Below are 12,625 nucleotides of genomic sequence, written 5' to 3' on the forward strand. Positions count from 1 at the left end.
TTATGCCTGCTTTCGGCATATATTTGTTACGACCTCTGACGAAAAGACAACATTTGCTGGTTGCCAGTAACTAAGCAGCCATACGGATGAATGACTCGACCAAGAAAGGATGAACAAACCATGTGCGGTATTACCGGCTTCATACAGTGGAATCGGGATTTGACCCAGGAATCAGAGCTGCTGGTCCGTATGACGGATAGCTTGTCGAACCGGGGGCCCGACGCTTCAGGTACATGGATCTCCAATCCTTGTGCCTTTGGACATCGGCGTCTTAGTGTAATGGACCCCGAGAACGGCGCACAGCCCATGCATGCGTTACAGGGAGATACCTCCTATACCGTCGTGTATAACGGAGAACTATACAATGCACCCGAGTTGAAAAAGGAATTGCTCCAGCGGGGGCATCAGTTCCGCACGCAATGTGATACGGAAGTGTTGCTCGCCTCTTATATTGAGTGGGGACCGGCATGTGTTGACCGGTTTAACGGTATTTTTGCTTTTGCCATATGGGATGGGGGACGCGAACAGGTTTTTATCGCAAGAGATCGCCTTGGCGTGAAACCTCTGTTCTACAGTAATAACAAAGACACTCTCGTATTTGGTTCAGAGCCCAAAGCTCTGCTTATTCACCCTGATGTGGAAGCCGCTGTTGGCCCGGAAGGATTGGCCGAAGTGTTTATCGTAGGGCCTGCACGGACACCAGGACACGGCGTATACTCTTCACTAAGCGAACTCAAGCCTGCGCACGCGCTGATCTATAACCGAAACGGTATCCGAACCTATGCCTACTGGAAACTGGAAAGCCAGAACCACGAACATAACCTGGAAGAGACGGCAGCAGAGGTACGCTCTCTCTTGCAAGATACACTGGAGCGCCAGTTGGCTTCGGATGTTCCAGTATGCTCTCTTTTATCAGGAGGACTGGACTCCAGCGCCTTGTCTGCATTAGCCGTTGATTATTACAAGCGAACCGGGCAAGGCCAAATCAGTACGTATTCTGTCGATTATGTGGATAACGCCAAGCATTTCCAGGCGCATTCCTTTCAGCCGGGTGCAGATGGACCCTGGATTAAGCGAATGGTGGATGAACTCAAGACCGACCATCACTGGATTGAAATTGAGAACGGAGAACTGATTCATGCACTGACACAGGCCATGTTAGTCAGGGATCTGCCAGGTATGGCAGATGTAGACTCCTCGCTCTATTTGTTCTGTAAAGAAATCAAAAAAGGGGCCACCGTTGCCATTTCAGGCGAAGCAGCGGATGAAGTGTTTGGCGGTTACCCCTGGTTCCATCGAGAAGATATGCTGAACTCCGGTACGTTTCCGTGGTCTGTAGCACCTGATATGCGAGCAGCGTTGTTATCCCCGGATATTCGGGAATGGATTCGGCCACTCGATTATTTGGCAGACCGCTATTCGGATGCAGTGGCTGAAGTGCCTCTGTTGGATGGGGAAACAGGTAAAGCTGCACAAATGCGGGTGATGTCCTACCTGAATATTACACGTTTCATGCCTACACTTCTGGATCGCAAAGACCGGATGAGCATGGGGGCAGGACTGGAAGTGCGGGTACCTTACTGTGACCATCGTCTGATCCAGTATGTGTTTAACATCCCTTGGGAAATGAAAATAACGGGCGGACGGGAAAAAGGTATTCTGCGTAAAGCACTCGAAGGTGTCCTGCCTGACGATGTGTTATATCGCAAAAAGAGTCCGTATCCGAAAACACATAATCCGCAATATCTGGCCGCGGTCAAACAGCAGGTACTTGATATCCTGGATGATCCCACTTCGCCGATTTTGCCTTTGATCGACAAAACTCAGATCCGCAATCTTGCGTCTTCACCAGATGCAGCTTCCAATCTTCCCTGGTTCGGACAGTTAATGTCTGGGCCACAGTTATTTGCATATCTGACTCAGATCAATACCTGGTTGCGGACATATAAAGTCGCTATTCGTTAAGATCATGTTATGCATTGATTCAACATGATGAATTATTTAAGGGTGCCCAAACAGTAACTACTGTGTTTGGACACCCTTTTATTACTTTTTTATAAGAATCTCTGTACGGATGCGCTCGTTCTTCATCCACATTCCACTCAGTTCAATTTATTGCACTTTGAAACGACTGACGGTCTGTTGCAACTGTTCTGCCATCAAGGAGAGATCATTGGCTGCGGAAGCAATCTCCTGCATCGCAGACAACTGCTCCTCAGAAGATGCACTCACTTCTTCTGTTCCGGCGGCCCCCGTTTCGGTCACTTCCATGATTGTTTTCATAGACCTATTAATCTGTTCTACCCCTGTTGACATTTGCTCAATTGAAGCAGAGACTTCCTGTGTTTGCCCCGCTACGCCCCCAACCGCCTCACGAATTTCATCAAATGTGGCTCCCGCCTGGTGAACAAGTGTAATCCCCTCTTGAACCTCTGCGGATACAACCACCATAGATTCAGCAGCATTTCGCATTCCCTTCTCAATCGATGCCACCAATGGAACAATTTGATTAGCAGAAAGCGCAGACTGCTCAGACAGCTTCCGAACCTCTGTAGCAACAACCTGAAACCCTCTTCCCTGTTCGCCAGCTCGTGCAGCCTCAATAGCAGCATTAAGGGATAGGAGATTCGTCTGTGCTGATATTTCCGAGATGCTGTCCACCATTTTCACAATATCCTGAGAGTGTCTGCTCAGTTCCTGGATCACGACCGACAGATTCGACACCGTCCCTTGTATAGAATTCATTTGACCTATCGCAGACTGAACTGACTCGCTACCCGATATTGTTTTTACGGAGACTTTGGTAGCTTCTTCAGACATATGGAGTGTGTTCTCCGTAACTTGTTGAAAGCCTGTCGTTAACTCATTCATCGTCTGGAATCCATCACTCGCCATTCGAACCTGTGTATCCATACCTGTTGCAATCTCACCCATTGTGATGGCCACTTGCTCTGTGGCGGTTACTGTCTGTTCGGTGCTTGCCGTCAACTCCTCTGAAGAGGCAGCTACCCGTTCTGCACTGTCTCCTACCTGATGAATGAGTGTACGCAAATTGGCAGACATGATGTTAAAGGCTTGGGCGAGATCACCAATCTCATCCTTGTTACGGACCACAATAGGCTCACCAGTCAGATCTCCGTCTGCAATCCGGCTCGCGGATTGGGCAATAGCAGCAACAGGCAAGGATATCATTCTGCCAATGACATTCGCCACAAGTGCCCCGATTAGAAGAGAAGTCACTCCAATAATTGCAATCCACCTAAGGACCTGCACAATCTGAAGATTAGCCTCCACAACGCCTGAGTTCATGGCATCTTGTTGATGCGTTTCCATTCCTTCCACAATGCCTTCAAATTCAGAGATCAGACTTGGGGCTGTATCCTTCAGTAATCTTGAGATTTCACTGTTATTCCCCTGTCTTGTCAATGTCATAATCTGCTGCGCAAGTTCATAATATTGGCTCATCGCTTCATCCGATCGTGAAAGGTAATCTTTCATCTTTGAACTTGAAACTGATGATTTTAATTCTTCATTTAATGCTATGTAATCTTCATAAGCTTTATTAAATGCCTGTTCGTTCTCCGCACTGTCTTCCAGAATATAATTTCTCAAAGCAATCTGCTGTGATTTAAGATCAATCGACATATTTTTAATGAGTAATAGTTTGCTTGTTCTATCATTAATTAATTCTGTATACGTTTTCTCAACGGCTATAAACTGCGTATATGTTATAACCGTTATAGCCACCAATAATAACAGCACAGATGAGAAACCCATAAGTAATTTACGGCTAATTGAGATTTTTTTCATGTGTACTCCCCCGAAAGTTCAGATAACGTGCATGATGCTTCCTACCTCCACCCTCCTTTCAATTAAATTGAGACTTTAGACCCAATTAAAAATATAATTCGCGATTATATGTACAAATACTATTCGTAACAGGGTCTTTTTTCCTATTCATACTAACCCATAAAATATAAAATTTGAATCATAAACTTAAAAATATTATTTTTCAAAATTGTCAAGGCCCTTTTAATAAAGAACACAAACACTAACTCTAGTCCGGTAAAACAAAAAAACACCTTCCAGAAGGCAAGTCCAAACCAAAGGTCTGATCCTGCCTATACTAAAAGATGCGTTTGAAGTTACGCTGATATGTGGTTTAGAAACGGATAAACCTATTCCAGCTCCCCAGTGGAATAGCTAAACATGAAATGCCGGTCAACGAATCAATACCGGATTACGTTCAAGCAGCCCGCTGCCAAACGTTTCCCTGAACGGGGAATCCTCCATATGGATATAACCGATGTAACAGCCACATTTTTTCATGCGACAGGGCCGATCCTCAGACAAAGCCTGCAAACCATCGCGATATAGATGTCCAATGATTCGTCGATCCTTGTAACATCTCTTCACATGCCCGGACCCCTGTATATAAAATACTTCCGAACCGGCAGCACATCGTTTGCCCAAGCTCTCATAATCCTGCAGATTACCTTCAAAAAGCGGATCAAGCCCACGTAAAAACTGAATCTCTTCCGGCGTGTAATACTTGGGCCGATCTTTGAAGGCATTAACCCACATATACACATCATCCGGCAAAGCCTGTCTCATGGACTCAATTGCGGGGAAAGCACTACGGAGTCCGACAGTACCGACACTAAAAGCAAGTCCCATCTGACGCAAGGTCAGACATTGTTTAACAAAAGAAGCCTCTTTTGTCTCACGAGGATGATACGTCGCCCAAAAGGCCGCTTTATTCGCATCCAACTCCCTCGCCCAATCCAGTTTGACGGACAGGTTGGTTTGAATTGCAACCTTATCCACATGTGGCATATGTGACAGCTCAACCATCGCTTCCCGATACCACCGACGCACCAAAGCTTCACCATAGGGATTGAAGAAAATCGAAAATTGATGCCCAGCACTCTCTTGCTCCCTGACCCAATTCACAAATTGACGCAATTGTTGTTCATCCACTTCCAACGTCTCTTTGGAATCCACGGTTTTGCTAAAAGGGCAGTATGGACAGTCGTAATTACAGGAAGACAACTTCCCCCGATAATACAAAGTCGCTCTCATGAGAAAACAAACCCTTCCATCTGTTCACGAATTTCGGCAGATATAAGCCAATCTCCAATCGCATCGGAGTAACCCAGTCCTTCTTCTGTCAGACGCAGCACCTGCTTGTCCTCATCACTCTCCAACTCCGCCATGCCCTCTGTCAACAGTTCAGCCAACCAGACATAGTCGGACATCACATCGGTACCAAAGCGTTGTTGGTAGTCAGACAACGTCAATCCCTCCCGATGCAGCAAGGCTTTCAGAATAAAGCGACGTCTCTGTTCCTCACGGCTTAACACGATGCCATAGTCCGCCACATCGTAGCGCTCGGTCGCCACGTAGTCGGCAATGATGCTCTGCGTCGCCTTGTAACTCACGCCATACTTGGAAGCATAATGTACTTCACTTGTATAAGATCGTGCACCACATCCCAGTCCAACCATGCCCTCCTCCTGACAACTATAAGGCAGAAGCACTTTGGACGACGACTGTTCCTTGGCAAATCTGCGCATCGAATATTGCACATAACCTTTACTTTTTAAAGTCTCACGTGCAGCTTTATACAGTTCCATCCGAATATCAGGTCCCTGACGGCGAATATCATCAGGCTTCACGATTGTATTTTCCCGTGTATACAAGGGATAGATAAAAATTTCGCCCGGTTCGTAAGCCAGAACTCTTTCCAATGAATAGATCCACGATTCCACCGTTTGACCCGGCAAACCATAGATCAGATCCAGATTTAACAATGGGAAATCATACCGAGTAAGCTTCTCAAGCGCTCGTTCAACTTCCTGCGGTTTTTGTGGACGATAGATGGCAGATGCTTCAGCTTCAATAAAACTCTGGATACCCATACTGACACGATCCACACTTCGTTCCTTCATGATGGCCAGCTTGGCTTCCGTAACGGTATCCGGCGACGTTTCCACTGAAATCGATGCTTGCGCAGGGTCCAGCCCCATCACATGTTCAGCAATATCAAACAGACGATTCAACTGAACCTCATTTAATAATGTAGGCGTTCCCCCACCAATCGCGAACCGCGAATACGGTCTTCGAGATGTAATGGGTGCCCACTGCTTCGCCTGACGTTCCAGCGCATCTACATAGCGTTCATGCGTATCTTCCCGTCGATCCGGCAGTGTGAACAGATTACAGAATCCGCAACGAGCAGCACAAAAGGGAATATGCATATATAAAAAATACGTATCGGTATTCTCTCGTTCCCACAGTGGCCCTAACGGCAGTGGTGGGTCAAGCTCCCGATAGGCGGTCTTGTGTGGGTACGAGTATAAGTAAGAACGATAAGGGAATGCTAGTACTTCACTGAGACTTGTAGCTATATTGGATCCGGACTGTGTGGAATGGCCTGTTGTTGTATGTTGTATATGTTTCTCCATCGGTTTCCTCCTGTCTCCGGTTGTTGTCCTCATAAGATCAATACATTCTATACTAAAAATTCACGGTAAGGCACCGTCCAGACGACATCATGTGCAAGCCGGTGTCCTTGATACCCATCTTCACCGTAAGCTGTACCATGATCGGAAAAAGCCAGGCAATACGTAGGGCGGGCGCGTTTTCGCATCGCCTCGAACAATGGCCCAAGAGCCTCGTCTACATATCGAAGTGCAGCCCGTTGAGTCTCCACCGAGTCTTCCTTGGCTCCTTCTACAAAGTAACGATTCGGACCATGAATGGCAGACACATTCAAAAACATAAATATCTTTTCATCCGGCGCTGTCTGTTCAAGCAACTTTAAGGCATGCTGTACCTGATGCTCTGTTGATTTGGGGTTGGTTACCCCAAAGTTCATTCTCCAGTAGCTCTGTTGGAAATAACCGGGCAATACTTTCGCAAGCGGGTTTTTTTTCGTAAAAAAGATGACGCCGCCAATACAGATGGTACGGTAACCTTCAGCTGCGAACCCGGATACGATATCCGGTGTATCAAACAGCCAGGTGTGCGGATGTGTTTTGAGTCCGGTATTCCGGGAATGAAATAGCCTTACATGAGATGCCTTATCTGTATTGGCAGGAGTCGGCATAAAACCACCAAAAAAAGCATGGTGTGCCGCATATGTAAAACTGCCTGGGGTATGACGCTTCTCCCACGGACCCGAACCACACAGATTAGGACAATTCTCCTCTTCCAGCTTGGCTACGTCATAGCGTAACGTATCCAGCGTAATCATTAACAGATCATGGGAGCCCACAATGGTGTTCATATCAGGCATGTTGAATAGGCTCCTTTCGTAAAAGTTCCATTTCCCACTCATAGGTTCCCAGGCCATGATGCTCGACTCTGTATAACAAATCTCCAAACGGATTCACATCCAGCACATAGGCACGCGGATTCGAACCACTAGTAAGCATCACATCAATCCCGGCTGACCACGAGTTGGGAAATGCAGACATGGCTGCTTGCGCTGCCAACCGTACCAGCGACATCCGCTGTTCATCCAGGCCTGCTTCAGCAGGCAGCATACGCTCATTGCGCAGATGCAGATTGGTAATCGGGGTACGGCTCAGCCGCATAATCGCGTGACCTGCCTGTCCACCTGCAACCAGTTGGCGAATATCATAGGCCCGCTGATCAAGCGTGGCTTTTGGCATCCATCGTTCAATCTGTGCACCTTCTGCACATAACCAGTTCATCAGCGTAGCAATCTCTTCACTGCGGGTATACTTGCGTAGACGTCCTTCATTGAAGAAAATCGTCTTGCCCCGCGACTGTTCCATTCCCATCGTTGTTACAGCAATTTCATCACCCGTTCGGGGATTGACTTGATAGGCAACAACTCCTGAAGCCCCGGAGCCGTACGCAAGCTTCACAAACACACGATGCATCTCGGCAGCCTTCATTGAGCTACGCAGGTCCATATAATCGCGGATTGGCTGCGAAGATGGAAGCGCCGGGGGTACATCAACTCCATGTGAAGATAGATGCTGCTGACATGTTCTCTTGTCAAACATCAATTGGATATCGGCGGGATCATTCAAGAATCGGACTTCAGGCCAGATTTCCCGAGACTCACGGCCGATTCGATCCAGACATGCTTTCCAGCCACGAAACCACTGGGCGGGAGCGTATATTCTTCCCCACTCCTGTTCCAGCGCAAGTGCCTGTTCTGCGGAAAATGCTTCTGTACCCATCCCAGCCGTTAATGTTGACGAATCATTCATAGCTCCAAGGAACAGTAGTTCACGCTCCACGTCCCAATCCTCACCAGGAGCATCGATCCGAATCAGGGGTACAGGCAGATTGAAATCTACTGTATCAGCGATGGTTCGTCCGTGTCTCCAATTCTGCAGCAATTGAGCATATGGCAGTACAACCGCAGGTTTCAAACCCAATCTATGCCTAGCCTCTTGCAGCCCTTGTGTTCGTCGGTTATCAGGGTTTCCGATCAATAAAAAAGGCTGATCTTGCGTTAGATCAGGTACATCTATTGGTTGATGCAAACTCTCATTCATTTCCTTTACACCTGACATCGACTATTCCGTTAACGATGGATAGCGCCAGTCATCCTCATCACTCTGTTGCTGGTCGCTAACATCTACAGATATACCCGATCGGTTCCATCGACTAATCATTTCATTGGTCATGTAATGGTAACTCAGATCAAGATGTTTCAGTTTCTTGATCTTGTCACTGGCAAGCAACGCCTCAGCCCCTTCATCGGACAACGTTCCTTGCGATAGATCCAGTACTTCAAGTTGATCCAGAATAGGTGCTTCAGCTGCTGCTTTGGCAATCTCATCCTGAATTTCACTGTCTTTCAGACCCAAGTAAACCAGCTTTGGAAATAATCCTTTTTCTAACAAAGGGAGTACATCTTCAAGTGATCCATTGAAACCATAATTATCCACACCCAGGTACAGTTCCAGTTTACGCAATTCAGGCAACTTGGCATGGGTGATTGAAGATAACACTTCTCTCGGGAGACCACCACAAATAATAATTAATTCTTCAAGCTTGGCATGCTGGAGTGGTTCCAGACTGAGGCCGCTACTGCCCATTACAGAGAATGATTTTAATTCTGGAAAAGCACCTAACAGTGGTGTGAGATTTGTCTGGATAATCCACGATACTTCACATTCTTCGAATCCCATATCTCCGATGAACAGTTTCTTCAATGACGGAAAGCTTGGAGCAGACTCGACGAGCGTACCTATGAACTCATCAGGCGAATTTTCATAAGCCTGTCCCCAATCTCCGATGACCAGACTTTCCAATGAGCTAGCCTCCGGTTTAGCTGCCAGTTCCTTAATTAACTTTTCCATACGAATGCCGTCCTCATAATCATCGTAAGATACAACAAGCTTCACTTCTTGCATGAGTAGATCCCTCCGTTTAAGGTTCATATGTGATTCGTTAGTTTGAATGTTAACCCATACCACACAAGGCTTGCAACTTCTTCCAACTCCAGTCCCAATGAGATTCCCAATCGTGCAATGTAAACCATTTCTCATGTAGGTACAAGAACATACGTTCTGATGTATAGTCGCAGAAATAGCTATCTTCAATTAGGTATATGGATGGACCCTCACCGAACCCGATCAAACACTTCAATTCATAGAAAAAGCGTTAATGGCGGATGAAGCATCCCATCGGAATGCTTCTGTCCTTCCATTAACGCTTTGATGTTCACATATCATGAAGTTAAATCAAGATGTTTCATTTAGTCTTAGCCTTCAAGTCTGGATACAAGCGCTCTCAGCGCATGACCACGGTGACTAATCGCTTGCTTTTGCTCAAGCGTCAGCTCTGCCATCGTCATCTCGTATTCAGGTACATAGAAGAGTGGGTCATATCCAAAACCGCCAGCACCTGCAGCTTGAGCCGTAATCCAGCCTTCCGCAGTGCCTTCTGATTCATACTTATCACCTGTTGTTGGATCGTACAGGACCAGCGCACAAACGAAACGAGCCGGACTTAGTAGCGGCTGCTCGGTGTCCTCACCGGATTTCAACGATTCCAGCGTCTCCAGCAACTTCGCATTATTCTGTGCATCCGTTGCTCCTTCACCTGCATATCTCGCTGAATATACCCCTGGCTCACCATCCAACAGGTCTACACATAAACCTGAATCATCTGCCAGAACGGGCAAACCAAGCGCATCACCAACCGCTTTGGCTTTCTTCCAGGCATTCTCCGCAAACGTTACGCCATCTTCTACCACATCCGGTAGCTCCGGATAGTCAAACATGCTCTTAACCTCTTTGCCAAGCGGTGCGAAAGCATGAGCGAATTCACGGACTTTACCCGCATTGCGGGTTGCAACAATGAGGATTGGGCTGTCCAAACTCATCTTAGGCTTCCCCTAATCCACGCGCGCCGATCTTGAGCGCAATCGGTCCAAGCACTTCTTTTTGACGCTCGATCATTTCCAGAATTCCCTGTTCGCCCAGTTCCAACATGGCGTTCAGCTCACGGCGATCAAATGGTGCTTCCTCACCTGTTCCCTGAAGCTCGACGTATTTACCGCCACCTGTCATCACCAGATTCATGTCTACCTTGGCTTTGGAATCTTCATCATAGTTCAGATCCAGTACAGGCTGTTCACCCACAACACCCACACTTACTGCGGCAATGAAATCCGTAATCGGGAACACTTGCAGTTTGTGCTGTTGGGAGATCTTGTTCACGGCAAGCGCCAGCGCTACAAACGCACCAGTAATGGACGTTGTGCGTGTGCCTCCGTCAGCTTGAATAACATCACAGTCCAAGGTAATCGTACGCTCACCAAGAGCCTGCAGATTAACTACCGAGCGCAGTGCCCGACCAATCAGACGCTGGATTTCCATGGTGCGTCCAGTTAATTTGCCGCGATTGGCTTCACGTTGGTTCCGAGTATGTGTTGCACGTGGCAACATGGAATATTCAGCTGTTACCCAGCCTTTACCCTGCCCTTTCATAAAGGGAGGTACACGTTCCTCTACTGTAGCTGTACAGATCACCTTTGTATCTCCAACTTCAATCAGTACAGAGCCCTCGGCGTATTTATTCGTGTTCACTGTTAAATTCAGCGGGCGCAGCTGTTCGCTGGTTCGTCCGTTTGATCTCATATTTTCTGCCTCCTACGACTTAAGCATCCTGTAATGTTGAACTTATTCACACTTTTAGAGATTGTTCAAAAAGATCGCTTTTGATTACGAAAAATGCCTTAAGGCATCATCAGCATCGAATATGGAATTCAGCCTAATAAGCATAAGCTTACGAAGTATGTTTCCTTCGGAAACATTGTAGTTGCTCACGTAGTTTGCCTACGCTCCGCTACTCCATTTCTAGCTTCATCCCATCTTCTCGGTACTGAAAACCGATCTTTTTGAACACGTATTTTTACTAATCCCTTATATTTTACCAAAGAGTTCGGTTAAAAGCATCCTTAAGCATTCCTTGCTCATTAAATCGGAATTTCGTTGATATATTCAGGCTTGGAAACCGGCGCACTGTAATCCCTGTTGTCGTCACCCATGACCGTTTTTTGGCCGTTCCACTCGATCTGTACTTTGGCATCCTTGCTGGCTGTGTTCTCCGCAGTGGTTAATACGACAGACTGTAACAGCTCGCTTGGCACGATATCCCCTTCGGCAAACATATCATCTTTCAGGGCAACCGTGACCGTGCCATCCTCTGCCGTTTTGACCGATTGCAGCTCCGTTCCGCCTGTCATAACCTCTTCCAGTTCTCCACCTTTGTCAGGTCCTTTGATCAGTTCGTTCAATGCTGCCTGCACCCGATCTTCACCAGGTGTAACCAGACGTGTCACTGGAACATAATATTGGATGCCCGCTGGCGAAGCAGCGGAGAAATAGACCGTTACCGGGCTGCTGTTGGTCACAAACGTATCACCCAGATCCAGATTGATTCCCACAGCCCGATTCAGCGGTTCAGGCAACGGCGTGCTGTTCACAGGCATTTGTGTTAACTTTTTGCCATCCACCCAGATCTGCACATTCTCCACATCAGGCGTTCCCGTCAATGTCCACGTGACAGCTTCTAGCATTTTCCGTTCTTCCTTTGCATCATACTTGGCAAAATTACCCGAGAATTCAACGACCGCCAGCTTGTCATCCGCGTGAATCGTTACATTCTGCACAACCGTTCCCTGCGGGAGAACGCCCTGGAATCCTTCAGGCAGCATACCCGCATAGGCCCCGCCTGTGACAAGTGTGTCCAGAGCTGTCTTTGGACTGCTTGCGTCTGTTCCAGAAGGAAGTGTCAGGGATACCGGAGCGAGCAGCCCCTGCTGGTCTTGCAGATATACCGTCGTTAACGGGAGCATTGCGAGTGCTCCATTCCCTTCGGCCGCTTGAATCATAGCTGCTTCCTGGATGGGCGGTGGTGGATCAACAGCTTCGGAAGACTGTGCTCCAAACATGCCGCAGCCTGACAATACCATAGGAATACTCAGCAGCGCTGCTGCCGATACCGTACGCAAAGAATGGATCTTTCTCATGATCACGTTCCCCCTCATCATTTTTACAGTTTGTACTACCATGTATACGAGCCTTTGTCCAAAAAATAACTAAAAGATAATAAGAAAAATGTCTAT

The 12,625-nt window shown here is 47.3% G+C and carries 10 protein-coding genes; 1 reads left to right on the forward strand and 9 read right to left on the reverse strand.

Annotated elements, in window-relative coordinates:
• Nucleotides 1-120: 120 nt before the first annotated feature.
• Nucleotides 121-1,965: an asparagine synthase (glutamine-hydrolyzing) gene (gene asnB, locus MHH92_RS24155; RefSeq protein ID WP_036673522.1), complete on the forward strand. Its 1,845-nt coding sequence runs from the start codon at nucleotides 121-123 to the stop codon at nucleotides 1,963-1,965.
• A 147-nt stretch (nucleotides 1,966-2,112) separates the two neighbouring features.
• Here asnB and MHH92_RS24160 read toward each other — a convergent pair whose 3' ends face one another.
• The 9 genes from MHH92_RS24160 to MHH92_RS24200 form a co-directional block, all read right to left on the reverse strand.
• Complete coding sequence (locus MHH92_RS24160) at nucleotides 2,113-3,810, reverse strand: methyl-accepting chemotaxis protein (protein ID WP_076319731.1); 1,698 nt, start codon at nucleotides 3,808-3,810, stop codon at nucleotides 2,113-2,115.
• A 411-nt stretch (nucleotides 3,811-4,221) separates the two neighbouring features.
• Nucleotides 4,222-5,082: an STM4011 family radical SAM protein gene (locus tag MHH92_RS24165; RefSeq protein WP_076319732.1), complete on the reverse strand. Its 861-nt coding sequence runs from the start codon at nucleotides 5,080-5,082 to the stop codon at nucleotides 4,222-4,224.
• On the reverse strand, nucleotides 5,079-6,467 hold the full coding sequence (locus MHH92_RS24170; RefSeq protein ID WP_340906858.1) for an STM4012 family radical SAM protein: 1,389 nt from the start codon (nucleotides 6,465-6,467) through the stop codon (nucleotides 5,079-5,081). Before MHH92_RS24170 ends, MHH92_RS24165 begins: the two co-directional genes overlap by 4 nt.
• Nucleotides 6,468-6,514: 47 nt before the next feature.
• On the reverse strand, nucleotides 6,515-7,300 hold the full coding sequence (locus MHH92_RS24175; RefSeq protein WP_340906860.1) for an STM4013/SEN3800 family hydrolase: 786 nt from the start codon (nucleotides 7,298-7,300) through the stop codon (nucleotides 6,515-6,517).
• Nucleotides 7,293-8,540 carry an STM4014 family protein gene (locus MHH92_RS24180; protein WP_074096267.1) on the reverse strand — a complete coding sequence of 416 codons (1,248 nt, stop codon included), beginning with the start codon at nucleotides 8,538-8,540 and terminating at the stop codon, nucleotides 7,293-7,295. The genes MHH92_RS24175 and MHH92_RS24180 overlap by 8 nt, the downstream gene beginning before the upstream one ends.
• Nucleotides 8,541-8,561: 21 nt before the next feature.
• Entirely contained in the window at nucleotides 8,562-9,404 is an 843-nt protein-coding gene (locus MHH92_RS24185) for an STM4015 family protein (RefSeq protein ID WP_074096268.1), read from the reverse strand.
• Between the two features lie 350 nt (nucleotides 9,405-9,754).
• Nucleotides 9,755-10,378 carry an XTP/dITP diphosphatase gene (locus MHH92_RS24190; RefSeq protein ID WP_017692573.1) on the reverse strand — a complete coding sequence of 208 codons (624 nt, stop codon included), beginning with the start codon at nucleotides 10,376-10,378 and terminating at the stop codon, nucleotides 9,755-9,757.
• 1 nt (nucleotide 10,379) lies between these two features.
• Entirely contained in the window at nucleotides 10,380-11,135 is a 756-nt protein-coding gene (gene rph / locus MHH92_RS24195; protein ID WP_017692572.1) for a ribonuclease PH, read from the reverse strand.
• Nucleotides 11,136-11,473: 338 nt separating this feature from the next.
• A complete protein-coding gene (locus MHH92_RS24200) occupies nucleotides 11,474-12,529 on the reverse strand; it encodes a GerMN domain-containing protein (RefSeq protein WP_047841205.1) in 1,056 nt (351 codons plus the stop codon).
• Nucleotides 12,530-12,625 lie beyond the last annotated feature (96 nt).

Source organism: Paenibacillus sp. FSL M7-1414 (genome assembly GCF_038003195.1).
Lineage (GTDB): Bacteria > Bacillota > Bacilli > Paenibacillales > Paenibacillaceae > Paenibacillus > Paenibacillus amylolyticus.